This window comes from Helicobacter pylori, assembly GCF_001653475.1.
In the GTDB taxonomy this organism is placed as follows: Bacteria; Campylobacterota; Campylobacteria; order Campylobacterales; family Helicobacteraceae; genus Helicobacter; species Helicobacter pylori_CM.
Genome location: NZ_CP011487.1, coordinates 339,327 through 363,100, shown reverse-complemented (window position 1 = coordinate 363,100; position 23,774 = coordinate 339,327). Strand labels below are relative to the sequence as shown.

The following is a 23,774-nucleotide window of genomic DNA, read 5'->3' as shown; positions in this document are numbered from 1 at the left end:
TTTAATATTCAAAAAATAATCTCACCACTCAAAAAGCGTTTTAACTTTCTTTAAATCTTTATACTCCACGCTTTTGATGGTGTGATCCTCTAATTCAAAATCCGCACTCAAATCGTTAGCGTCTTTAAGGACAGCTTGAAAGCTTTCTTTATTGATGAGTTTGACTCCCACTTTTTCGCCTAAAGAAAGCTTGAAGTGTTTGGGGGTTTTAAGCGTTCTTTCTAACCCCATAGAGCTCACTTCCAAAATATAAGCGTCCTGAATAAAATCGCACACATCTAATAAGGGCGAAATAATCTCGCTCACTTGCTGGCAAATATCCAAACTAACCGCTCCATTAGGGTTTTTAAGACTCACCCTTAAAACATGCTGCTCATTTTCTTTAATCAAACTCACATCATAAAGCAAATAACCCAAACTTTCAATCACGCCCTCTATTTTCTCTTCTATTTTTTTAGTCATTATCTTTCCCTTTAGCGATTTCATTAAATAGGGCGTCTAATCGGAGCTGCTTTTCTAAGCTATTGTCTGAAACAAAACTGAGTTTTGGGCATTTAAACCACCCGCTCGATTGCAAAACAAACTGCCTGATCAAACCCTCAGCTTTTTTTAATTTAGAAAGGATTTTATGATCTTGTGAAAGCACAAACACAAAAGCGTGGTGCTTCCCTTTAGAGCATTCCACTTTAGTAACGCTTAAAGAATTCAACTCGCTGTCGTTCAAACCCGCTAAAGCCTCTTGTAATAATTCTAAAAGATTGGATTCTAAGCGTTCTTTATGAGCGTTCATTAGAGGGTTCTTTTTTTATGGATTTCTTTATAGGTTTCAAACACATCGCCCACTTTAATCTCATTATAATTGTCTAACATGATCCCACACTCATAGCCCTTAGAAACTTCTTTCACATCATCTTTAAAGCGTTTTAAAGAAAGGATTTCGCCTGTATGAATCACCACGCCATCCCTAATCAAACGCGCCTTAATGCCACGAGCGATCACCCCATCGCTCACCACACACCCGGCTATCGTGCCAACTTTAGGGATATTAAAGGTTTCTCTCACTTCCGCTTGTCCGGTATGCTCTTCTTCAATAATAGGACTCATCAAGCCTAATAACAGCGATCGCATTTCTTCAATCAAGGCATAAATCACCGTGTAAGTTTTAATGCTCACATTGTATTCTTTAGCCTTATTTTTCACATTACCGGTGGGGCGGATATTAAAGCCTAAAATCACCGCATGCTCACTGCTAGAGACTAAGCTCAAATCATTCTCAGTAATGCCCCCCACCCCTGAGTGGATCACTTGAATCGCTACCTCTTCGTTATTAAGCTCTAACAAGCTGTTTTTAATGGCTTCTAAGCTTCCTTGCGTATCCGCTTTAATGACTACAGGAATATTTTTTAATTCCTTATTAGCGACCATTTCTGAAAGCTCATCAAAAGACACTTTAGTGCTTTTGCTCAACGCTTTTTGGCGCAAATAAGTCACTCTCTTTTGAGCTTGCAAACGCGCGATAGAATCGTTTTCTACCCCTATTAAAACCGATCCTGCAGGCGGCACTTCGCTCAAGCCTGTGATGAGAGCCACCATAGAGGGTTTTAAATTTTGAATGCTCTTGCCTTGATCATCAGTCATCGTTCTTACCTTACCAAACGCCGTTTCGGCAAAAAAACTATCCCCCACGCTCAAAGTCCCGATTTGGACAATCACAGTGGCTACTGCCCCACGCCCTTTTTCCACGCTTCCTTCTAAAACAACCGCTCTAGCGCTGCCCTCTTCTATGGCTTTTAATTCCATAATATCCGCTTGAATAAGAATGGTTTCCAATAGATTGTCAATACCATCGCCCGTTTTAGCCGAAACAGGGATAAATTCATACTCTCCGCCCCAATCCACAGGGTTATAGCCAAGCTCAGCGCATTCGGCTTTGAGTTTGTCCGGATTCACATTAGGCTTATCCATTTTATTCATCGCAAAAATCACAGGCACATTAGCAGCCTTTGCATGCTCTAAAGCTTCAATAGTCTGTTGCTTCACCCCATCATCAGCCGCTATCACAATCACTGCAATATCTGTAACTTGAGCCCCACGATTACGCATCTGGCTAAAGGCTTCATGCCCTGGGGTGTCAATGAAAGACACCCACTTACCATTCTTTTCTACCATGTAAGCGCCAATGTGCTGAGTGATCCCTCCAGCTTCAGTGTGAGCGACTCTTTTATCACGGATTTTATCTAATAGCGAAGTTTTACCATGATCAACATGCCCCATGATGGTAACCACAGGTGGGCGCTCTTTTTTCACCCCCTCTAGCACTTCTTCTACTTCAAATTCTTCTAAAGTGTTTTGAACAGAAATTTCTAAATGGAACTCTTCGGCTAAAATTTCTATGCTATCCTTATCCAAAAAGTCGTTTTTAGTTACCATAAGCCCTAAATTAAAGAGAGTTTTAATCACATCAGCCAGATTCAAATTCGCTTTTTGTGCGAATTCATAGACGCGCACCTCTTCAGGGATTGAAATCGTGCTTTGGATCACTTTTTGGCTGTTATCGTTACGGAATGCGCGCTTTTTCTTGGATTGTCGTTTGATCCCGCTTTCATTCATCCAAGGGTTTTTTCTTTGGACGCGCACCCTGTCGTTGATATTTTGGCGGGTTTCTTTTTCTTCTTCCTTATTGAAATCATCTTGTTCATGCAAATCAAACAATAAGATTTCATCGGTTTCATCATCATAAATATCATTGCCCTTAAAATCCCTCGCATCGCTAAAATCAATTTTATGGGATTTGTTGTTTTTGGCTATGGGGGTGGGTTTAGGCTTACTTGGTTTTTTGGCTTTTTTAGCCTCTTGCTTGTCTTTTTCTTGCCATTCTTTTTTAATGTCTTCAAAAATAGCCGCAGCACTTTGAGTGGGTTTTTTGCTTTCATTTACGCTGTTTTCAGTTTCATTTTCTGTTTCATCGTTGCGTTTAATCACTCTAAAACCGGTGCGTCTTTTAATGTTTTCATGGCGTTTGATCTCTTGCTCTTGCTTTTTAACTTCGCTGATTTCTTTTTTAGTGTTGCTAGCGTTATTGGTGCTGTTAGCGTTGTTAGTATTGCTTTGGGTGAGCTTGTTTAGAGCTTCTCGGCTTTTTTGGATTTCTTGGAGCTTTTGCTTGGCTTTTTCTATTTGAGAGTGGCTAACCATTTTAGGGGTGTTTTCTACAGGGGGCATTTGGTTTTCAAAAGTATTGACAATCTCTATCCCTCCTTTTTTTTTGGCAATGGGCACAGGAGATTCTTTTTTCTTTTCTTTAGTTTTTTTGGGCTTTGGCTGGCTTTTTGTTTCTTCTTTTTTAGGCGTTTTGGAAACCTTTTTGTTAAGGGGTTTGGGCGTTGCGGCCGTATTCAAACCATCTTTATTGTCTTGTTCAGGATTTTTAGTGGGTTTATTGGCTTGTATTTGTTCTTTAATACCATCCACAATGTATTTGTATAGCTTGCCTGCTTGCTCTGGGGTCATTTTAGAATTCGTCTTAAGCTCTAAACCAATGTCTTTGGCTTGCCCGATCACATTTTTAAGCTCTTTTTGGGTCTTACCAAGCTCGGCTAAAAATTCTTTTAAATCAACCATACCACTCATGCTATGCTTCTCTCCTTAATCCAAGTAATGATATTTTTGGTATCTTTTGGGGCATTCTTTATTTTTGAAACCGCTTTCAACAACTTTTTTTCTCCATTTTTCAAACAATTTTCACACACATAAAAACTACGACCTTTGCCATCAAATTCCATGATTTGATTTTCAAAGCTTTTCAAACGCAACAAATCCTTTTGAGGTTGACGCATTCTGCACGCCACACACATGCGGATTTTAATTTCAGTCTTTCTCAATAAGGACTCCATCATTATCAAAATCTAAAACCGCTACCCTAAATTTAGGGAATTTCTTGCTCAAAACTTGCTTTAATTTAGGGGCGTCCTCTTCATAACACATGTTAAAAAACGACGAACCGCTCCCTGAAAGCGTGCTCATTAAGGCGTTATTTTCTAAAGCGAGCTTTTGGATCGCAAACAACACAGGATAAGTTTGCATGCGCTTATGTTGATGCATCCTGTCTTTAGAGCAACAACGCAATAAATCCCACTTCCCCTGCATAATCGCCATCGTCATCAAACTCGCATGCGAAAGGTTAAACACGCTTTCTTGCACGCTGTAACGCTTAGGCAAGAGATGGCGCGATTGTTTGGTAGAAATGGCTCTATTAGGGATCACCATCACCGCTTTTAAAAAAGAAGGGATTTTGGTTTTTAAACTTACCACTTTCTTTTTTTCCACAAACGCTGCATTATACCCCCCAAACACCGCCGGGGTGATATTATCCGGATGGTTTTCATAAATTAAAGCGGTATTGACAATGTTTTCTCTATCAAAAGCAAACCCTAAAAACGCAAATGCTGAAGCGACCGCCCCCACAATCATCGCCGAGCTAGACCCCATGCCCCTTGTAATAGGGACTTTATTATGCAATAAAAATTTAAATGAGCCGTCATTCCCATGCTTTTTTAAAATCTCATAAAAAACTTTAGTGAAAATATTGTTGGTTAAAAACTTAAGGATCCCTTCACCCTCCCCAACCAATTTCACCGCATGAAAATTGCTAGGCTCAATAAAAAAACGATTGCGTAAATTCAAGCTCAAACCCAAGCAATCAAAACCAGGGCCCAAATTCGCACTTGTTGCAGGAACACTCACTACCAAATTTTAAACCCCTATTTTTGATACCCTTTCATTTTTAAAGCTAGCATTATACACTAAATTATACACTAAATAGGAGGCAAAATGTAAAACGGCGTGTTCAATTGGGTGAATTTGTCTTTCTCTAAGAAGGGGGGCAGCATGAAATCTTTTGGTGCAATTTTCAAATCTTTAAAATCGGTCAAGCTTCCCGTTTCTTTTGAAACAAAGTATTTATTGGCATACGCTAAAATGGGCGTGTTGCCGTTAAAATCAAAGCCTGTGGTTGAATAAAGTTCAAAGTTATAAATTAAAGCCAAAGTGTGTAGGAAAACATGCGTGAGTTTTAGGCTAGTGAAACTCCCTGGCCCTTTAGCGTAATAAACCCCCTTAATCGCCGGTAAAGTAGGGTTTTTAAAATCTTTAAATAATTGTGAAAAAACTTCCACTAAAGCTTCGCTTGTTTTTAATTTGGAAGTGTAAGAAGCACATAAAAAATCGTTTTGATACGCCCCAAGCGAAACCCCATCGCCTAAAGAGATAAGCACTAAATCCAATTCCAAAAAATAAACCCTAATTCAGGATTAAGCGAAAGCCTTTTGCAACGCAAATTCCTTAGCTAGATCTGTAGCGATCAAAACTTCGTAATTTTTAGCGTCCGCCAAAATGGCTTTAACCAACATGGAATTGAGCTTATGACTCCCTGAAAAAGAAGTGTATTTACCCATCACAGGCATGCCTAAAACCATTAGATCCCCCATAGCGTCTAAAATCTTATGGTACACGAATTCCTTTTCGCACCTCAAACCCTCTTTATTCAAAATGCTGTTTTCATCCAACACGATGCAATTATTCAAGCTCCCCCCTTTAGCCAAACCAATGGATCGCAAGTAATTCACTTCTTGCAAAAACCCAAAGGTGCGAGCTTTAGCGACTTGCTCTTTGTAAGCGGTCTTGCTAAAGACGAAATGATGGGCTTGCTTAGCAATAACCGGATGGTTAAAATCAATCGTGAAATTCAAAGAAAGTTGGCTGTCTGGCTCAATTTTAACAAATTTATTGCCCTCTCTAACTTCAACGACTTGCTTGATTTCCATCACCTTTTTAGGAGCGTCTAATTCTCTAATCCCTGCTTCATCTAAAAGCATGCAATAAGTCAAAGCACTCCCATCCATGATAGGGATTTCTTCGTTATCCACAGAGATCTTAAGGTTGTCAATGCCATACGCATGGATAGCTGAAAGCAAATGCTCAATCGTAGAAATTCTAGCATTATCCCTACCCAACACGGTTGCCATTTTGGTATCCACGATATTTTCAGGCTTTAAGGGGAGTTTCACGCCCAAATCAGAGCGGTAAAAAACAATGCCCTGATTTTCTTCTAAAGGCTCTAAAACAAGCTTCACAGGAACGCCCTTGTGCAAGCCTATCCCTACTAATTCCACAGAGTGGTTAATGGTTGTTTGCTTCATAATACTTCCTTTATGTCTAGTATATCGTCATTTTTAGTGATTATTTTAATATTTTTATTTACCAAAAGCCGTTCAACCTCTTTTAGAGATAAAATTTTATTTTGAAAAACGATTTGAGCACTCCTAACTTCTTTCAAAATCAAGCACTCTCCAAAGCACACGATCGCCCCTTCGCAAACCCCATAAACCGACACACAGCCCTCTGAAATAATCTTGGCTCCATTGTGGATATTACCCAAAAAAATCAGATGATTAGCGCTATAAATCTCTTCCCCACTCCTGATATGGCGCTCATAAATCGTTGTTTTAGGTTCTGTTTTAGAATGATTGGGTGTTGGATGATTGGTTTCTTCTTTTATAGACATGGTTTTGATATGACGCCCGTTTAAAGGGCGATTCGTTTCTAAAAACAAAAGCTGGTGTTTGTACAAAATGGCTTTGATTTCTGGTTCAATATCATATTTAAATATAATAAGAAAATACTGCAAAAGGGCATGGTTTTTTTCTAAAAATCCTATGACCGCTTCAGGCTCTTGCTTTTCAATTTCAAACGCATGCACATTTTTTTGATTCGTTTTTAACATGACTATCCTTTCATTAAAAGCCGTTTGGCTTGCTCTATGGGGGTGGTGATATTGGTTTTTATCCATGGCTCATTAAGCCATTCATTAGGCCGCACAAAAACCCCTTGCAAAAGCATCCCTAAATGCAACCCGCTCCCTAATTTCAAACCACTACTCCCCACGCTTTCATCATCTTTTAAATGGGCTAAAAAAACGCACAAACCTAGTCCATAGCAATTGATTAAACTATTACCATAAAAGTCTAACTCCCCCTTAAAAACCCTATTCACAGATAAATCAAACGCTAAAGATAAATCCTTGCCAGGTATCAAATCCACCCCTAAATGCGGAAATTGGAACAACACCTGATTATCTTTTAAGATACGCCGATCTTCTAAAAAATTGCTTATCGTTTTAAAAGACCCGTTCAAGGGTTTTAGCGCTTGAAAATGAGAAAAATCCTTATAAAAACCCCCTCGCTCTAAAGCGATCTTTTGGATTTTTTCTAAATCTTTAGAGTGCATTTTGGAAAATCTTTCTAATAAAGTTTGTTCAGCGTAGTTTTGAAATTTTTCTTGCTTTACAATCTTATCTTTTAAGGCGCTTAAGTCTATATCTTTTTCCCTCAAACGATGGGTTTTTCGCTTGAACAATAAAGGGGTGGTATTAGAGTTATAGGCTTTATCTTTAGCGACAATGAACGCCTTAAAATCCTTATCCTCATAAGACCAAGGCACTAAAGCGATAAAAACATTACGCTGTTTGAATTCTAAAAGCCTGAAAGCTTCAAAATTCTTTTTTTTGATGCACACAAACGCTTGAGACAAATTCTTATCCAAAGCTTCAAAGACAACTATCGCGCTCCCTCCATAAGCGATGCTTGGGGATCGAGATAAAATAGCGATTGAGGGTTTTATCGTATCAATACACACTTCTTGTTTGAAAGACGCCTTATTGCCATTGAAAAAATTAGCATAGCTCCAATCATTAGCTTGAATTTCATACAAAAGGCACTTGTCTTCTAGCCCCATGATTTCAGGCTTGATCAAAGGCACTTCTAAAGACTTGGGTTTATCCAATACTAGATTTTTTTTTTCATATAAGACCAAATCATCTTGTGTGGTTACCTTTAGATCATAGCGTTTGATTCCCTTTGGGGCTACTATTTTAATCTTAATGGGTTTTTTTAAATCCCAAAAAAGCGCTTCATCATTGTCATTAAGCGCATCCTCTTTGCTACTTAAACTAAAACTTAAAGCTTTGGGTTTTGTGATTAAAGCGTTAAAAATCAAATAACCCCCTAAAATTAAAACGACTAACGCTAAAATTTTAAACCTTAACTCCAAGATCAAGCCTTAAAAAATAAACGCATAATTCACTAATAAAAAACTAGATCGCTTGAACTGGTTGTTAGCCGAAATCAACAAACGCTCATCATCTTCTTCTTTATTTTGATAAATCGCTCCCTCTTCCACTCCCATTCTCAAATAGCTAATCGGTAATTTTGTGCCAATCTCTAAGCGGTGTTTCCTATAAAGCGTTAAACTCACGCCCACATTAAAAGTGTAATCCACTTCAATCAAAGATTTCCATAAAAAATTAGGGCTTGAATAGCCCCCCACTACCAAATTCCTCCCGTTTTGATTAGGCTTGTCTTGATAGAGCATAAGCCCTATCCCAAAACCCGCATAAACGCCTAAGAAATGCTTTTTAGTTTTAAAATCTAAAGGCATATCAAACAATAAATCGGTATTGACAGCCCCTAAAACATAAAAAAACGAGCCTACAGGTTGCTTAAATGCATTCTCTTTTAACGCCCCACCTCCAAGCAATAAATCCCCATAAAATCGTGTCCCAAAATAAGGCACAAAGTATTTTTGATACCCGAATTTAGCGCTAATCATAGAAACAGGAGCGTTAATATTGATATTGTTTTTAAACGCGCTAGGGGCATTCGCACCATATCTGTCTAACATTTCCCCTTGATAAGACAAGTTAAGTTCCCCATAAGCATACCCACCCCCTAAAAAAACCCCACTCTTATCATCGGCTATGGAAAAAGATTTGAGCAATTTCTCTTTTTTTTTGGAGGAAATTTTAGGATAAGATCGATCAATATATTCTTCTTCAAACTTATCCTTATCCATCTCTTTGGGCGAAACCCCTTTTTCGGTGAGCTGTTGCTTTAAATTGTTTATTTTTTCGTCTAATTGTTGGTTTTCTTCTTCTAAATTGTCATAATCTGTCGCTTGAAGTCCCAGTATGAGTGCGATATAAATCAAACCATATTTAAATTTCAACATTCTAGCCTTTACAATAAATAGTTGTAGCTAATATAATAAATATTAGTGCTTTTAAAATAATATAAAAAGGTTTGCGAAGTTTCTTTTAAGGGAGGCATTTTTAAGGCTAATTCAAAGCGGTGTTTGAGGTTAAGCGTCATGCTCACCCCTAAATTTAATACTAATCCAAAAGCGTTAGGCTGTGAATACCCTTTAATCTCTTTTAAATTTTGATACATCCCATTCCACCCCACTCCAACGCCTCCAAATATCCCTAACGCAAACCTTTTTTCTTTGTCAATAGGCTTATCCATCAATAGATCAATATTCAAGCTTGCGGTTTGATAAGAGGCTAAAGAATCGCTTTTAAATCCTTTCATTGCCCCCCCTAAATATTCCCCATAAAAGCGTAAGGCGCTAATCCCGTTAGCAAAATACTTTTGATACCCGCTCCTTAACCCATACAATAAAGGAGAAGCTTGAATATTGCTTAAAGATTCAAAGCTTTCATAAGATCGGGCGTTAGAATGAGCGTTAATCCCTATATCGCCAAGAATGACGCCTATAAAAAAACCGCTCTTATTTTTAGCCATTCGTTGGAATAAGATGGACTCATTCTTTTCATGCAATTCTCCTTTGAGCATGTAAAGTTGGCGTTTTTTCTTATGGATTTCTTCAAGTAGGCTTTTTTCATCAATCTTTTTAGCTTCCTTGTTTTCTTCAAACTCTAGCGCGCGTTTTTCTTCCAAAAGAATGGGAGCGTCTTTAGGGGTATTTTCTTCAGTCATACTCTCTTGAGCCGTATTTTCTTCGGCACGCAAGCTTAACATAAAACCAAAGCATAAAATAAGATTTATTATTTTTTTAAAACACATATTGATACCCAATGCTTGCTATAGCTCCCCACCAAGTCTCTTTTGAAGAATTAGATTGCAAAAAAGGGAAATTATTTAAAATTTTAAATTCAAATTCAATGCGGTTTTTTTCTAATACCGTTAGAGCCAGTCCTGCATTAAAAGACATCCCCCATTCCGCCGTATAATTCACCCCATGCGCTACAACCCCTAAACCTAAACCCATATAACCCCCCATATAAAGGTATTTTCCCACAAAGGGTAAGGGAATGTCTAATAAAAAATCCCCATTCAGCATAACCGATTGAAACCCCACGCTCCCAAAGCCCGCTTTTTTAGGTGCTCCTCCATAATATTGGATATAAATGCGCCTGCCAATGATATTTGGCTTGACCAAGCGCGCAAAAAACGACGGCCTGAAAGTTTGATAGCCAAAACGCAATCCGTAAGCGAACAAATAATTTAAAATATTCCCCGTGATGCTAGAGCTATTCGTTCTAACCATGATTTCATGGTTGTAAAAAAACCCGGTATTGATCCCTAAAATAAGCCCGCTTTTAGCGTTCGCCCTTTTTAAGTCTCTGATCAATTCTTCAACTTCTTTATCTTCATAGGCTTTATAATACTTGATATACTTGTAGTATTTTGGGTCTAGGGTGTCATAATCAAGCGCGTCCAATCCCACATAAAACCCCATTAAAGACCATAAAATAACATATTTTTTAAGACCCAAAATCGCCAAATCCCTTGAATTGTTTGTTAAAAGTTTCTTTCAATTATACTAAAATAATTAAAATGACCGGTTAAAATTGAGTGAAATTTCACCCACCCTAATAAAGTCATGCTACAATGCCACTACATTTAACATTTAGGATTTTCAATGAGCATGCAAACCGCCCCGATTAAAAAAATCACTCTCAACCACCTCCAAGCTAAAAAAAATCAAGAAAAAATCATTGCCATCACCGCTTATGATGCGCTATTCGCTCAAATATTTGATCCGCTAGTGGATGTGATTTTAGTGGGCGATAGTTTGAATATGAGTTTTTTCAATCAAAACGACACTTTAAGCGCGAGTGTGGGAATGATGCTCTATCACACTAAAGCCGTGTGCGCAGGCGCTAAGACTCCTTTTATCATCACAGACATGCCCTTTGGAAGCTATAGAGATGAAAAAACAGCCCTAAAAAACGCTATTAGAGTTTATAAAGAAACCCAAGCGAGTGCGATCAAACTAGAGGGGGGGAAAGAAAAAGCGAAACTGGTTAAAACGCTCACTGATGAGGGCGTTATCGTGGTAGGACACATCGGCTTAATGCCCCAATTCGTGCGTCTTGATGGAGGTTATAAGATTAAGGGCAAAAATGAAGAACAACAAAAAAAGCTTTTAGAAGACGCCTTGAGTTTAGAAGAAGCCGGAGCAGGTTTGTTGGTTTTAGAGGGTATAACCACCCCTATCACTCAAAAAATCACGCAAACAATCAAAATCCCCACGATCGGCATAGGGAGCGGTAAAGATTGCGACGGGCAGATTCTAGTGTGGAGCGATATGTTAGGCTTTTTTGATAGCTTTAAGCCTAAATTCGTGCGAGAATACCTTAAAGGGAAAGAATTGGTTCAAAACGCTATCAAGCAATACGCTGATGATGTGAAAAAAGGAAACTTCCCTAACGAGCTAGAAAGTTATTACTAAATGAAAGAACGGATAGTCAATTTAGAAACTTTGGATTTTGAAACTTCTCAAGAAGTGAGTTTGCGCCCTAATCTTTGGGAAGATTATATCGGTCAAGAAAAGATTAAAAGCAATTTGCAAATTTCTATTTGCGCGGCTAAAAAACGCCAAGAAAGTTTGGATCACATGCTCTTTTTTGGCCCACCTGGTTTAGGTAAAACTTCAATAAGCCATATCATCGCTAAAGAAATGGAAACCAATATCAAAATCACCGCCGCTCCTATGATAGAAAAAAGCGGTGATTTAGCCGCCATTTTGACTAATTTGCAAGCTAAAGACATTCTTTTTATTGATGAAATCCACCGGCTTAGCCCAGCGATTGAAGAGGTGTTATACCCAGCTATGGAAGATTTCAGACTGGATATTATCATAGGATCAGGTCCAGCGGCTCAAACCATTAAAATTGATTTACCCCCTTTCACTCTCATCGGCGCTACCACCAGAGCCGGAATGCTCTCTAACCCCTTAAGAGACAGATTTGGCATGAGCTTTAGAATGCAATTTTATAGCCCTAGCGAACTAGCCCTTATCATTAAAAAAGCCGCCACTAAACTCAACCAAGATATCAAAGAAGAAAGCGCTGATGAAATCGCTAAAAGGAGTAGAGGCACGCCAAGGATCGCTCTAAGGCTTTTAAAAAGGGTGCGCGATTTTGCGTTAGTCAAAAATTCAAGCTTGATGGATTTAAACATCACTTTGCATGCTTTGAATGAATTGGGCGTGAATGAATTAGGCTTTGATGAAGCGGATTTGGCGTATTTATCTTTGTTGGCTAACGCTCAAGGACGACCGGTAGGTTTGAACACGATTGCAGCATCTATGAGAGAGGATGAAGGCACGATTGAATATGTGATTGAGCCTTTTTTACTCGCTAATGGTTATTTAGAGCGCACCGCTAAAGGCAGAATCGCCACGCCTAAAACCCACACGCTTTTAAAAATCCCCACTTTAAACCCCCAAACTTTATTTTAATCTTGTTTAGAAAGAAAATTACACTACAATAACGATAAAATTTTAAAGGGTGTAAAAGTAGATTATTATGTTTGGCATGGGCTTTTTTGAAATCCTTGTGGTGTTGGTTGTGGCGATTATTTTTTTAGGACCAGAAAAATTCCCCCAAGCTGTCGTGGATATAGTGAAGTTTTTTCGCGCGGTTAAAAAAACGCTCAATGACGCTAAGGACACTTTGGATAAAGAAATCAATATTGAAGAAATCAAACAAGAAACCCTAGAGTATCAAAAGCTCTTTGAAAATAAAGTGGAGAGTCTTAAGGGCGTTAAGATTGAAGAATTAGAAGACGCTAAAGTAACTGCAGAAAATGAGATTAAAAGCATTCAGGATTTGATGCAAGATTATCAACGCAGCTTGGAAACCAACACAATCCCTAACCATTCCAATGAAGAAGACTTAAATAAAGAAGCTTCAAGCGATGAATCTCCTAAAGAAGTCAAATCAGCAACCGATAACAACACCAAAGAACACGACAAAGAAAAAGAGCATGTTTGAAGATTTAAAACCGCATTTACAGGAATTAAGAAAGCGTTTGATGGTTTCTGTAGGAACGATTCTAGTGGCGTTTTTGGGGTGCTTTCATTTTTGGAAAAGTATTTTTGAATTTGTTAAAAATTCTTATAAAGGCACGCTCATTCAGCTCTCCCCTATTGAAGGGGTCATGGTAGCGGTTAAAATCAGTTTTTCAGCCGCTATCGTCATTTCCATGCCCATTATTTTTTGGCAATTATGGCTCTTTATCGCTCCAGGGCTTTACAAGAATGAAAAAAAAGTGATTTTGCCTTTTGTGTTTTTTGGGAGCGGCATGTTTTTAATTGGGGCGGCGTTTTCTTATTATGTGGTGTTCCCTTTTATCATTGAATACTTAGCTACTTTTGGGAGCGATGTGTTTGCGGCTAATATTTCTGCGTCCAGTTATGTGAGCTTTTTCACGCGCTTGATTTTAGGCTTTGGCGTGGCGTTTGAATTGCCTGTTTTAGCGTATTTTTTGGCTAAAGTGGGCTTGATCACCGATGCGAGCTTGAAAGCGTATTTTAAATACGCTATTGTAGTGATTTTTATTGTAGCAGCCATTATCACTCCCCCTGATGTAGTGAGTCAAATCTTTATGGCGTTGCCCTTAGTGGGGCTTTATGGGCTTTCTATTTTAATCGCCAAAATGGTCAATCCGGCTCCCAAAGATAACGAAAAAGATAACGAAAATAACACCAAAGAGAATACAAGAAACGAGTCGTAGTTGAAAGAATTTGATTTAGAAAGCTATGATTACCATTTGCCTAAGGAATTGATCGCAAACTATCCCATTTTGCCCAAAGAAAAGGCTAAATTACTCGTATATGAAAGGCGTTCACAAAAAATCACGCACACCACTTTTGAGCATGTTTTAGATTTTTTCCCTAAAAACGCCCTTGTTGTGTTGAACGACACTAAAGTGATTAAGGCCAGGCTTTTTGGATCTAATCATGCCTTTTTACCATCAAAAACAACCGAAGTGTTTTTCCACCGCTTTTTTAAAAATAATACCGCTCTGACTCAAATCAAGGGCAAGATCAAAGTGGGGGACAAAATCTTTTTTGATGCAAATCATTACGCTGAAGTCTTGGAATTACTTCATAACGGCCAGCGCTTGATCGCTTTTTATGGCCATAAAACCCCCTTAAATCAAGCGAATATCTTAAAACTTTTAGAGCAATATGGGCACATGCCCTTACCCCCTTATATTAAAAGAGCGGATGAAAGTTTGGATGCGCATGAATACCAGAGCGTGTTCGCTAAACACATCGGCGCGGTGGCTGCCCCTACAGCGTCATTGCATTTTTCTCAAAATACCTTAGAAAAATTATTGAAAGATTTCAAGCACGCTTTTTTAACCTTGCATGTGGGGGCTGGGACTTTTCTTGGCGTAGAAACTAAAGATATTAGAGAGCATCAAATCCATACAGAAGTTTTACGCATTCCTAAAAAGAATCAAGAAATTTTGCAGAAATCCCAAGAGATTTTATGCATCGGCACGACCGCTTTAAGGAGCGTGGAATACTTTAAGCGTTTAGAAAACCCTAATCAAGAGGTGTTTGAATGCGATATATTCTTGCATCTTGCTAATCCTATTTTGCATGTTAATCACTTGCTCACTAATTTCCATTTGCCCAAATCAAGCCTTTTAATGCTTGTAAGCGCGATGATAGGCTTAGAAAAAACCAAAGAAATCTATCAAATAGCCATAGAAAAGAAGTATCGTTTTTATTCTTATGGTGATGGGATGCTGATTTTATGAACCCCTTATTGCAAGACTATGCGCGCATCCTTTTAGAATGGAATCAAACACACAACTTGAGTGGTGCGAAAAATTTAAGCGAGTTAGAACCCCAGATCACAGACGCTCTAAAACCCTTAGAATTTATCAAAGATTTTAAAAGTTGTTTGGATATTGGGAGCGGAGCGGGTCTTCCGGCTATCCCTTTAGCCCTTGAAAAACCTGAAGTCAAATTCATTCTTTTAGAGCCAAGAATAAAAAGAGTGGCTTTTTTAAACTACCTTAAAAGCGTTTTGCCTTTAAAAAATATTGAAATCATTAAAAAGCGTTTAGAAGATTATCAAAATCTTTTACAAGTGGATTTAATCACTTCTAGAGCGGTCGCTAGCTCTTCTTTTTTGATAGAAAAAAGCCAACGCTTCCTAAAAGATAAGGGGTATTTTTTATTCTATAAAGGCGAGCAGTTAAAAGATGAAATCGCTTATAAAGACACTGAATGCTTTATGCATCAAAAGCGTATTTATTTTTACAAATCAAAGGAAAGTTTATGTTAAGAATTTTAATCCCCTTACTCATTATTGTGTGGGTTTTATGGCGTTTGTTTTTGAAGCAAAAACCCCTTAAAGACAACCACTCTTATAGGCAACAAACCCCTAAAGAATTAGAAGATCACATGATTGTATGCTCTAAATGCCAAACCTATGTCTCTAGCAAAGACGCTATTTATAGCGGGGCGGTGGCGTATTGCAGTGAAACTTGTTTGAATGATAAAGGATAAATATGCTTATCTTAGGACACCCTTTAATCCCTAGCGATCGTTTTATTTTCATTAAAAATACCGATGGCATTCATTCTAGCACCAATAACGATATAGTGTGTTTTGAAGCAAACCAAAAAAATGTGGAATTAGCCAAATATTGCTGTGAAAATAGCGTCAATTTTAGCGTGATCTTTTTATCGCACAAGATGGAGACAGACACCTTTTTTTTATTCAACGCTTTCAAACCGCTCTATTGTATTTTTAAGGATATTAAACAAGCTACACTCGCCCAACAACACGCCACTAATTACTTATTGGATAGCAAAATTTTGTTTTCTATGGATTTAAACGATACAGAGTCATGGGAAATTTGCGCTAAAAGTCAGATTGATGGCGTTATTTCTAAAGATTCACTCCTTTTAAAATAAGCCCTTTTTAAACAAATATTAGTTATAATGAGCCCTTTTTAAGGGGAGATGTCCGAGTGGTTGAAGGAGCACGCCTGGAACGCGTGTAAGGTGCAAGCCTTCGAGGGTTCGAATCCCTCTCTCTCCGCCATTTAAAAATGCCACGAATGCGAAACAAAAAATAAAAAACTCCTTTCAAACAAGCTGTTTCTTTCAGGGGTTAGAAAGATTTTCATGCCAATTTCTACATCCACCTTATGATACAAAACGATTGTGCGAAACTGCACCCCGAATTTCCCGATAGCCCTGAAATAAGTGTTACGAAAATTGAAATCTTTTAATGAATCCCAAGTATTCACCACCAAATCTTTGACTTTATTGTTGAGTATCCATGTGTTAGCGGCCAGTTGCAAGCCAAAGAAAAAAGCCCAGCGGTTGATAGGGTTTTTAGCGTAGGCGACCATAAAATCCCCTCCCACCCCATAAGTGAACATGTTCGCCTGTAAAGTAGAGTCATTATTAAAAAGCACATTACCATAATCTATAAAGAAATAATACCTAGAATAAGCCCAATCGTTTTTAGGATTCACTTCATAGCCTTGAAGGATTGAAGCCCCTTGTAAAAGCTTGTTAGTATTTAAAGGGCGCATAAACACCGTGCCTATTTGATAAGAAGAAGACATATAACTCAAATTTTCAGCATCTAAAACATTTAAAAAACTTATAATCAGTATTAAAATTCTTAAATAATACACTTACTTGTAAAATCCTTGTCTTTCTTTTTTCAAACCATCCAATGACCCTTTATCGCACTCAAGAGTTATTTTATTACTTTTAAACTATTATCATAGCAAACAAGCTAAATTTTTTTACAAGTAAGAACGCTCATTGAACGCTCCATTTAGCCAATGATTATTGTCGGTCAAGATAATTTTAATCAAAACATGCTATTATTTGGAATGACTTATTATTATAAGACGTTAGAGACGCTTTGGCTGTTTAAAAAGAGCCTAATTTAAATGCAATCTTATAAAGGAGAAGCACTTTGAAACTACTGGTAGTAGATGATAGCTCAACTATGAGGAGAATTATTAAAAATACGCTTTCACGCTTGGGCTATGAAGATGTTTTAGAAGCTGAGCATGGGGTGGAAGCTTGGGAGAAACTAGACGCTAATGCGGACACTAAGGTGCTTATCACCGATTGGAACATGCCTGAAATGAACGGATTAGATCTCGTTAAAAAGGTGCGAGCCGATAGCCGTTTTAAAGAAATCCCTATCATTATGATCACCACAGAGGGCGGTAAGGCTGAGGTCATTACGGCTTTGAAAGCTGGCGTGAATAACTACATTGTAAAGCCTTTTACCCCCCAAGTTTTGAAAGAAAAATTAGAGGTTGTTTTAGGGACAAACGATTGAGTGTTAAAGCCAATGTATTATGAGTTTTTCTTTATCTTCCCTAAGGAGCAAGAGCTTTTTGAGAGCTTTCTTTTAGACACCACGCATCTAGCCTTAGAAGAATCAAGTCTAGAAAATTTAAAAGCGTTTGACGATAAAGAGACCATTGAATTTATAAGCCAATCCAGCTGGCGTTATTTTGCCACTCATGACCCTTTAAAAGAAAATTTAAAAGAAAAACCCCCACATCTCAAAAATTTCGTTATTTTACGCTCTGAAAAGGATTTGAACGACTCGCTCATTCCAGCATTAGAAGCGTTTTGTTTGAGCTTGCAACAAAACCTGCAAAGCGGGTTTGATTTTTTCCATCTTTCACGCAATCTTGCTTCAAAAGACTGGCTAGAAGCCTACAAACAAGCTATTTTACCGGTGCAATGTGCCAAATTTTACATACACCCTAGTTGGCATCAAAAACCAAGCCATGTCGCTATAAATGATAGCATCATGATTGATCCGGCTCTCGCCTTTGGATCAGGCCATCATGAAAGCACTTCTATGTGTTTGGAATTGCTCTCTAACCTTGATTTGAAACGCAAAAACGCTCTAGATGTGGGCTGTGGGAGTGGGATTTTAAGCATCGCCTTAAAAAAACAAGGCGTTAGCGTTTTGATTGCTTGCGATACGGATAGTTTAGCCGTTGAAGAAACCCTAAAAAATTTTAGCTTGAATCAAATACCCCTATCAGTGCAAGATCAAGTCATTCATGGCTCTACGCAAAAAATTAGAGGGCGTTTTGATATTATTGTGGCGAACATTGTCGCTGATGTGATTAAGAGTTTGTATAGTGAATTTGTGCGGCTTTGTAACCACACTCTTATTTTATCAGGGATTTTAGAAACCCATTTAAACTCTGTTTTACAGATCTATTATAATGGATTTGAGGTTTTAGAGCAACGGCAGCGTAACGAATGGGTCGCTCTAAAATTGCTTAAAAAACAACCAATAAATTAAGGATTATAATGAAACCAACGAACGAACCTAAAAAACCTTTTTTTCAAAATCCCGTTATCCTTGCGGTTCTTGGAGGGATTTTACTCATCTTTTTTCTACGCTCTTTCAATTCTGATGGCAGTTTTTCGGACAATTTTTTAGCTTCTAGCACTAAAAATGTAAGCTACCATGAAATCAAACAGCTCATCAGTAATAATGAAGTGGAAAATGTGAGTATCGGTCAAACTTTGATCAAAGCCAGCCATAAAGAGGGTAACAATCGTGTGATTTATATCGCTAAACGAGTGCCTGATTTGACCTTAGTGCCTTTGTTAGACGAGAAAAAAATCAATTATTCTGGTTTTAGCGAGTCTAACTTTTTTACGGACATGTTAGGGTGGCTCATGCCTATTTTAGTGATTTTAGGGCTATGGATGTTTATGGCAAACCGCATGCAAAAAAATATGGGTGGGGGTATTTTTGGCATGGGGAGTGCGAAAAAACTCATTAACGCTGAAAAACCCAATGTGCGTTTTAATGACATGGCAGGCAATGAAGAAGCCAAAGAAGAAGTGGTAGAAATCGTAGATTTCTTAAAATATCCCGAACGATACGCTAATTTAGGGGCTAAAATCCCTAAAGGCGTGTTATTAGTAGGGCCTCCAGGAACCGGTAAAACCCTTTTAGCAAAAGCGGTAGCCGGCGAAGCGCATGTGCCGTTTTTCTCTATGGGAGGGAGCAGTTTCATTGAAATGTTTGTGGGCTTAGGGGCAAGCAGGGTTAGGGATTTATTTGAAACCGCTAAAAAACAAGCCCCCAGCATCATTTTTATTGATGAAATTGATGCCATAGGTAAGAGCAGAGCGGCTGGAGGCGTGGTGAGCGGGAACGATGAAAGAGAGCAAACCTTAAACCAACTCTTAGCCGAGATGGATGGTTTTGGGAGCGAAAACGCACCTGTGATTGTCTTAGCCGCAACGAACCGCCCTGAAATCTTAGATCCAGCCTTAATGCGTCCAGGGCGCTTTGACAGGCAGGTTTTAGTGGATAAGCCTGATTTTAACGGCAGGGTAGAAATCTTAAAAGTGCATATTAAGGGCGTGAAACTCGCTAATGATGTGAATTTGCAAGAAGTCGCCAAACTCACTGCAGGGCTTGCGGGGGCAGATTTAGCGAATATCATTAATGAAGCCGCGCTTTTAGCAGGAAGAAACAACCAAAAAGAAGTCAGGCAACAGCATTTAAAAGAAGCGGTTGAAAGAGGGATTGCAGGGTTAGAAAAGAAAAGCAGGCACATCAGTCCTAAAGAAAAGAAAATCGTCGCCTACCATGAAAGCGGGCATGCCGTGATTTCTGAAATGACTAAAGGGAGCACTAGGGTGAATAAAGTCTCTATCATTCCAAGGGGTATGGCGGCTTTAGGCTACACTCTTAACACGCCTGAAGAAAACAAATACTTGATGCAAAAACACGAACTCATCGCTGAAATTGATGTGCTTTTAGGCGGGAGAGCAGCTGAAGATGTCTTTTTGGAAGAAATTTCTACTGGCGCAAGCAACGATTTAGAAAGAGCGACTGATATTATTAAAGGCATGGTGAGTTACTACGGCATGAGCAGTGTCAGTGGGCTTATGGTGTTAGAAAAGCAACGGAACGCCTTTTTAGGAGGCGGTTATGGAAGCAGTAGGGAATTTAGCGAAAAGACCGCAGAAGAAATGGATCTTTTCATTAAAAACTTGCTAGAAGAACGCTATAAGCATGTCAAACAAACCTTAAACGACTATAGAGAAGCGATTGAAATCATGGTCAAAGAATTGTTTGACAAAGAAGTCATTACAGGCGAAAGGGTGCGTGAAATCATCAGCGAATACGAAGTTGCCAACAATTTAGAAAGCCGTTTGATCCCTTTAGAAGAGCAAGCGAGTTAAGAGTGTGGGCTTACAAGCAGATTTTTGATAAGGGTTTAAAGCCTTATTATAAACATTCTGTTTGTTTAAAGCTTTTTTTTAGGTTTTGTTTTCTAAAAACTCATGCTTATCAACAGCGTTATAAAGCGTTTGCTCTGACGCTCTTTTTTTGTAAGTTTTTTAACGCTTGTAAGATTTTTATTCTTGCAATTGATTTTAAAATCGTTTTTATTCCTGTTCTAAAATACCAAGCCAAGTTGAAAAGAGTCTCTAATGCCTATTAACCCTCTCTATCTTTTCCCTAATCTTTTTACCGCTAGCAGTATTTTTTTAGGCATGATGAGTATTTTTTACGCTTCCAGTTATCAATTTGTCATGGCGTGTTGGTTAGTGGTAGCGAGCCTTATTTTAGATGGGCTTGATGGGCGTGTCGCAAGGCTTACCAACACCACTAGCAAGTTTGGTATTGAATTTGACTCCTTAGCTGATGTGGTGGCTTTTGGAGTGGCCCCGAGCTTAATCACTTACTTTTATGTGGGGTATAACTTTGGACGCATAGGCATGGCGGTGAGTGCATTGTTTGTGATTTTTGGAGCGATACGATTGGCGCGATTCAATATCAGCACCAACACAAGCGACCCCTATTCTTTCATCGGTATCCCTATTCCTGCTGCGGCGGTATTGGTGGTGCTTTGTGTGTTATTGGATGACAAGTACCATTTTTTAGAAGGAAATACGGAAAAGTTATTTTTAGGCTTTATTGTCTTATTGGGGGTGCTTATGGTGAGCAATATCCGCTACCCTAATTTTAAAAAAGTCAAATGGAACCTCAAGCTTTTCATCTTAGTGTTGATTTTTTTATCGTTAGTGTTTGTGCGCCCTTTAGAGGCTTTAAGCGTGTTTATGGGGTTGTATTTGATTTATGGCATCATTCGGTGGCTCTTTTTAATGGTAAAAATTATTTTTAGTAAGAATAAGAACGCATGAAAGAATCTTTTTACATAGAGGGAATGACTTGCACGGCGTGTTCTAGTGGGATTGAACGCTCTTTAGGGCGTAAGAGTTTTGTGAAAAAAATAGAAGTGAGCCTTTTAAACAAGAGCGCTAACATTGAATTTAACGAAAACGAAACCAATTTAGATGAAATTTTTAAACTCATTGAAAAGCTAGGTTATAGCCCTAAAAAAACTCTAGAAAAAGAAAAAAAAGAATTTCTTAGCCCTAATATTAAATTAGCGTTGGCGGTCATTTTCACGCTTCTTGTAGTGTATCTTTCTATGGGGGCGATGCTTAGTCCCAGCCTTTTATCCAAAAGCTTGCTTACGATTAACAATCATAGTAATTTTTTAAACGCTTGCTTACAGCTTACAGGCACTCTCATTGTCATGCATTTGGGGAGGGATTTTTACATTCAAGGGTTTAAAGCCTTATGGCACAGACAACCCAACATGAGTAGCCTTATCGCCATAGGCACAAGCGCTGCCTTAATTTCAAGCCTGTGGCAATTGTATTTCGTTTATACCAATCAGTGGTCTTACGGACATTATTATTTTGAAAGCGTGTGCGTAATTTTAATGTTTGTGATGGTGGGCAAACGCATTGAAAATGTTTCTAAAGACAAAGCGTTAGACGCTATGCAAGCCTTGATGAAAAACGCCCCAAAAACCGCCCTTAAAATGCAAAATAACCAACAGATTGAAGTTTTAGTGGATAGCATTGTGGTGGGGGATATTTTGAAAGTTCTCCCTGGAAGCGCTATTGCGGTGGATGGCGAAATTATAGAGGGCGAAGGGGAATTAGATGAGAGTATGTTAAGCGGTGAAGCGTTGCCAGTTTATAAAAAAGTCGGCGATAAAGTCTTTTCAGGGACATTCAATAGCCACACGAGTTTTTTAATGAAAGCCACGCAAAATAACAAAAACAGCACCTTGTCTCAAATTATAGAAATGATCCATAACGCTCAAAGCTCAAAGGCAGAGATTTCTCGCTTAGCGGATAAGGTTTCAAGCGTGTTTGTGCCAAGCGTGATCGCTATCGCTATTTTAGCGTTTGTGGTGTGGCTCATCATCGCGCCTAAGCCTGATTTTTGGTGGAATTTTGGAATCGCTTTAGAAGTGTTTGTATCGGTTTTAGTGATTTCTTGCCCTTGCGCTTTAGGATTGGCTACGCCTATGAGCATTTTAGTAGCGAATCAAAAAGCGAGTTCTTTAGGATTATTTTTTAAAGACGCTAAAAGTCTAGAAAAAGCAAGACTGGTCAATACGATCGTTTTTGATAAAACCGGCACGCTCACTAACGGCAAGCCTGTCGTTAAAAGCGTTCATTCTAAAATAGAATTATTAGAGTTATTGAGTTTAGCGAGCAGTATTGAAAAGAGCAGCGAACATGTCATTGCTAAAGGGATTGTAGAATACGCAAAAGAGCATAACGCCCCCTTAAAAGAAATGAGTGCAGTTAAAGTGAAAACGGGTTTTGGCATTAGCGCTAAAACAGATTATCAAGGCGCTAAAGAGATCATTAAAGTAGGTAATAGCGAGTTTTTTAACCCTATTAACACGCTAGAAATTAAAGAAAACGGGATTTTAGTGTTTGTAGGTAGAGTAATCAACGAAAAAGAAGACGAGCTTTTAGGGGTGTTTGTTTTAGAAGATTTGCCCAAAAAAGGCGTGAAAGAACATATCGCTCAAATCAAAAATTTAGGCATTAACACCCTTCTTTTAAGCGGGGACAATAGGGAAAATGTCAAAAAATGCGCGCTTGAATTAGGGATTGATAGTTATATCAGCAACGCTAAACCACAAGACAAGCTCAATAAGATTAAAGAGCTTAAAGAAAAAGGGCAGATCGTTATGATGGTGGGCGATGGCTTGAATGACGCTCCTAGTCTTGCTATGAGCGATGTGGCGGTGGTGATGGCTAAAGGAAGCGATGTGAGCGTGCAAGCAGCGGATATTGTGAGCTTTAATAACGATATTAAATCGGTTTATAGTGTGATCCAATTAAGCCAGGCGGCCATTAAAAATATCAAAGAAAATTTGTTTTGGGCTTTTTGTTATAATAGCGTATTTATCCCTTTAGCTTGCGGGGTTCTTTATAAGGCTAATATCATGTTAAGCCCGGCGATTGCGGGTTTAGCGATGAGTTTAAGCTCTGTGAGTGTGGTCTTAAACTCCCAAAGGCTAAGGAATTTTAAAATTAAGGATCATTGAATGAAAGCAACTTTTCAAGTGCCAAGTATTACTTGCAACCATTGCGTGGATAAAATTGAAAAATTTGTGGGCGAAATTGACGGCGTGAGCTTTATTGATGTGAGCGTGGAAAAAAAGAGCGTGGTTGTAGAATTTGACGCCCCAGCGACACAAGATTTGATCAAAGAAGCTTTATTGGATGCTGGGCAAGAGGTGATATAGAAGTAGC

Annotated in this window: 28 protein-coding genes and 1 tRNA gene; 16 read left to right on the top strand and 13 right to left on the bottom strand. The window is 38.5% G+C overall.

What is annotated here, in order from left to right; translation table 11 throughout:
• Window positions 1–21 precede the first annotated feature (21 nt).
• The 12 genes from AA974_RS01780 to AA974_RS01725 all read right to left on the bottom strand — a co-directional run bounded on the left by AA974_RS01780 (window position 22) and on the right by AA974_RS01725 (window position 10,629).
• Entirely contained in the window at window positions 22–462 is a 441-nt protein-coding gene (locus AA974_RS01780) for a ribosome maturation factor RimP (protein WP_064433168.1), read from the bottom strand.
• Window positions 455–790, bottom strand: a complete 336-nt coding sequence (rbfA, locus tag AA974_RS01775; protein ID WP_064433167.1) for a 30S ribosome-binding factor RbfA — start codon at window positions 788–790, stop codon at window positions 455–457. Before rbfA ends, AA974_RS01780 begins: the two co-directional genes overlap by 8 nt.
• Window positions 790–3,630, bottom strand: a complete 2,841-nt coding sequence (gene infB / locus AA974_RS01770) for a translation initiation factor IF-2 (RefSeq protein ID WP_064433166.1) — start codon at window positions 3,628–3,630, stop codon at window positions 790–792. The genes rbfA and infB overlap by 1 nt, the downstream gene beginning before the upstream one ends.
• The gene (locus AA974_RS01765) at window positions 3,627–3,881 is read right to left on the bottom strand and encodes a DUF448 domain-containing protein (RefSeq protein WP_001232496.1); all 255 of its coding nucleotides are present in this window, start codon (window positions 3,879–3,881) and stop codon (window positions 3,627–3,629) included. Before AA974_RS01765 ends, infB begins: the two co-directional genes overlap by 4 nt.
• On the bottom strand, window positions 3,868–4,749 hold the full coding sequence (gene thrB, locus AA974_RS01760) for a homoserine kinase (protein WP_064433165.1): 882 nt from the start codon (window positions 4,747–4,749) through the stop codon (window positions 3,868–3,870). The genes AA974_RS01765 and thrB overlap by 14 nt, the downstream gene beginning before the upstream one ends.
• A gap of 65 nt (window positions 4,750–4,814) precedes the next feature.
• Window positions 4,815–5,288, bottom strand: coding sequence for a hypothetical protein (locus AA974_RS01755; protein WP_064433164.1), 474 nt, complete (start codon window positions 5,286–5,288; stop codon window positions 4,815–4,817).
• Between the two features lie 21 nt (window positions 5,289–5,309).
• A complete protein-coding gene (lpxC, locus tag AA974_RS01750; RefSeq protein ID WP_064433163.1) occupies window positions 5,310–6,197 on the bottom strand; it encodes a UDP-3-O-acyl-N-acetylglucosamine deacetylase in 888 nt (295 codons plus the stop codon).
• A complete protein-coding gene (minC, locus tag AA974_RS01745) occupies window positions 6,194–6,781 on the bottom strand; it encodes a septum site-determining protein MinC (protein ID WP_064433162.1) in 588 nt (195 codons plus the stop codon). Before minC ends, lpxC begins: the two co-directional genes overlap by 4 nt.
• Before the next feature lie 2 nt (window positions 6,782–6,783).
• Window positions 6,784–8,106, bottom strand: coding sequence for a M23 family metallopeptidase (locus AA974_RS01740; RefSeq protein ID WP_064433161.1), 1,323 nt, complete (start codon window positions 8,104–8,106; stop codon window positions 6,784–6,786).
• 9 nt (window positions 8,107–8,115) lie between these two features.
• A complete protein-coding gene (locus AA974_RS01735) occupies window positions 8,116–9,063 on the bottom strand; it encodes an outer membrane beta-barrel protein (protein ID WP_064433160.1) in 948 nt (315 codons plus the stop codon).
• Between the two features lie 8 nt (window positions 9,064–9,071).
• Complete coding sequence (locus tag AA974_RS01730; protein WP_064433159.1) at window positions 9,072–9,917, bottom strand: outer membrane beta-barrel protein; 846 nt, start codon at window positions 9,915–9,917, stop codon at window positions 9,072–9,074.
• Window positions 9,907–10,629: a hypothetical protein gene (locus AA974_RS01725; RefSeq protein WP_064434044.1), complete on the bottom strand. Its 723-nt coding sequence runs from the start codon at window positions 10,627–10,629 to the stop codon at window positions 9,907–9,909. The genes AA974_RS01730 and AA974_RS01725 overlap by 11 nt, the downstream gene beginning before the upstream one ends.
• Before the next feature lie 147 nt (window positions 10,630–10,776).
• Between AA974_RS01725 and panB the strand changes: the two genes are divergently transcribed.
• From panB to AA974_RS01680, 9 genes are all read left to right on the top strand, one after another.
• Window positions 10,777–11,589 (top strand): 3-methyl-2-oxobutanoate hydroxymethyltransferase, encoded by an 813-nt coding sequence (panB, locus tag AA974_RS07800; RefSeq protein ID WP_064433158.1) that lies wholly within the window; start codon window positions 10,777–10,779, stop codon window positions 11,587–11,589.
• Window positions 11,590–12,600, top strand: coding sequence for a Holliday junction branch migration DNA helicase RuvB (gene ruvB, locus AA974_RS07795; protein WP_064433157.1), 1,011 nt, complete (start codon window positions 11,590–11,592; stop codon window positions 12,598–12,600).
• Between the two features lie 67 nt (window positions 12,601–12,667).
• Window positions 12,668–13,135, top strand: coding sequence for a Sec-independent protein translocase protein TatB (gene tatB, locus AA974_RS01710; protein WP_064433156.1), 468 nt, complete (start codon window positions 12,668–12,670; stop codon window positions 13,133–13,135).
• On the top strand, window positions 13,128–13,877 hold the full coding sequence (gene tatC, locus AA974_RS01705; protein ID WP_064433155.1) for a twin-arginine translocase subunit TatC: 750 nt from the start codon (window positions 13,128–13,130) through the stop codon (window positions 13,875–13,877). Before tatB ends, tatC begins: the two co-directional genes overlap by 8 nt.
• The gene (queA, locus tag AA974_RS01700) at window positions 13,878–14,915 is read left to right on the top strand and encodes a tRNA preQ1(34) S-adenosylmethionine ribosyltransferase-isomerase QueA (RefSeq protein ID WP_064433154.1); all 1,038 of its coding nucleotides are present in this window, start codon (window positions 13,878–13,880) and stop codon (window positions 14,913–14,915) included. It abuts the gene before it with no gap.
• A complete protein-coding gene (gene rsmG, locus AA974_RS01695) occupies window positions 14,912–15,448 on the top strand; it encodes a 16S rRNA (guanine(527)-N(7))-methyltransferase RsmG (protein WP_064433153.1) in 537 nt (178 codons plus the stop codon). The genes queA and rsmG overlap by 4 nt, the downstream gene beginning before the upstream one ends.
• Complete coding sequence (locus AA974_RS01690) at window positions 15,442–15,672, top strand: PP0621 family protein (protein WP_064433152.1); 231 nt, start codon at window positions 15,442–15,444, stop codon at window positions 15,670–15,672. The genes rsmG and AA974_RS01690 overlap by 7 nt, the downstream gene beginning before the upstream one ends.
• A gap of 2 nt (window positions 15,673–15,674) precedes the next feature.
• Entirely contained in the window at window positions 15,675–16,082 is a 408-nt protein-coding gene (locus AA974_RS01685; protein ID WP_064433151.1) for a hypothetical protein, read from the top strand.
• 42 nt (window positions 16,083–16,124) lie between these two features.
• Window positions 16,125–16,212, top strand: a tRNA-Ser gene (locus tag AA974_RS01680).
• Window position 16,213: 1 nt separating this feature from the next.
• On the opposite strand, the gene AA974_RS01675 is transcribed toward AA974_RS01680, so the two are convergent.
• Entirely contained in the window at window positions 16,214–16,744 is a 531-nt protein-coding gene (locus tag AA974_RS01675; RefSeq protein ID WP_230380972.1) for an outer membrane protein, read from the bottom strand.
• A 362-nt stretch (window positions 16,745–17,106) separates the two neighbouring features.
• Here AA974_RS01675 and AA974_RS01670 point away from each other — a divergent pair, with 362 nt between their 5' ends.
• From AA974_RS01670 to copP, 7 genes are read left to right on the top strand one after another with little or no spacing between them, the layout of a single operon-like run.
• Window positions 17,107–17,481, top strand: coding sequence for a chemotaxis response regulator CheY (locus tag AA974_RS01670; RefSeq protein WP_000772148.1), 375 nt, complete (start codon window positions 17,107–17,109; stop codon window positions 17,479–17,481).
• 12 nt (window positions 17,482–17,493) lie between these two features.
• On the top strand, window positions 17,494–18,471 hold the full coding sequence (prmA, locus tag AA974_RS01665) for a 50S ribosomal protein L11 methyltransferase (protein WP_196207238.1): 978 nt from the start codon (window positions 17,494–17,496) through the stop codon (window positions 18,469–18,471).
• Between the two features lie 8 nt (window positions 18,472–18,479).
• Complete coding sequence (gene ftsH, locus AA974_RS01660) at window positions 18,480–20,378, top strand: ATP-dependent zinc metalloprotease FtsH (protein WP_064433148.1); 1,899 nt, start codon at window positions 18,480–18,482, stop codon at window positions 20,376–20,378.
• Between the two features lie 2 nt (window positions 20,379–20,380).
• Window positions 20,381–20,641, top strand: coding sequence for a hypothetical protein (locus AA974_RS01655; protein ID WP_064433147.1), 261 nt, complete (start codon window positions 20,381–20,383; stop codon window positions 20,639–20,641).
• On the top strand, window positions 20,631–21,344 hold the full coding sequence (pssA, locus tag AA974_RS01650; protein ID WP_064433146.1) for a CDP-diacylglycerol--serine O-phosphatidyltransferase: 714 nt from the start codon (window positions 20,631–20,633) through the stop codon (window positions 21,342–21,344). Before AA974_RS01655 ends, pssA begins: the two co-directional genes overlap by 11 nt.
• The gene (gene copA, locus AA974_RS01645) at window positions 21,341–23,566 is read left to right on the top strand and encodes a copper-translocating P-type ATPase CopA (RefSeq protein ID WP_064433145.1); all 2,226 of its coding nucleotides are present in this window, start codon (window positions 21,341–21,343) and stop codon (window positions 23,564–23,566) included. The genes pssA and copA overlap by 4 nt, the downstream gene beginning before the upstream one ends.
• Window positions 23,567–23,767 (top strand): copper-binding metallochaperone CopP, encoded by a 201-nt coding sequence (gene copP, locus AA974_RS01640; RefSeq protein ID WP_064433144.1) that lies wholly within the window; start codon window positions 23,567–23,569, stop codon window positions 23,765–23,767.
• Window positions 23,768–23,774: the final 7 nt, after the last annotated feature.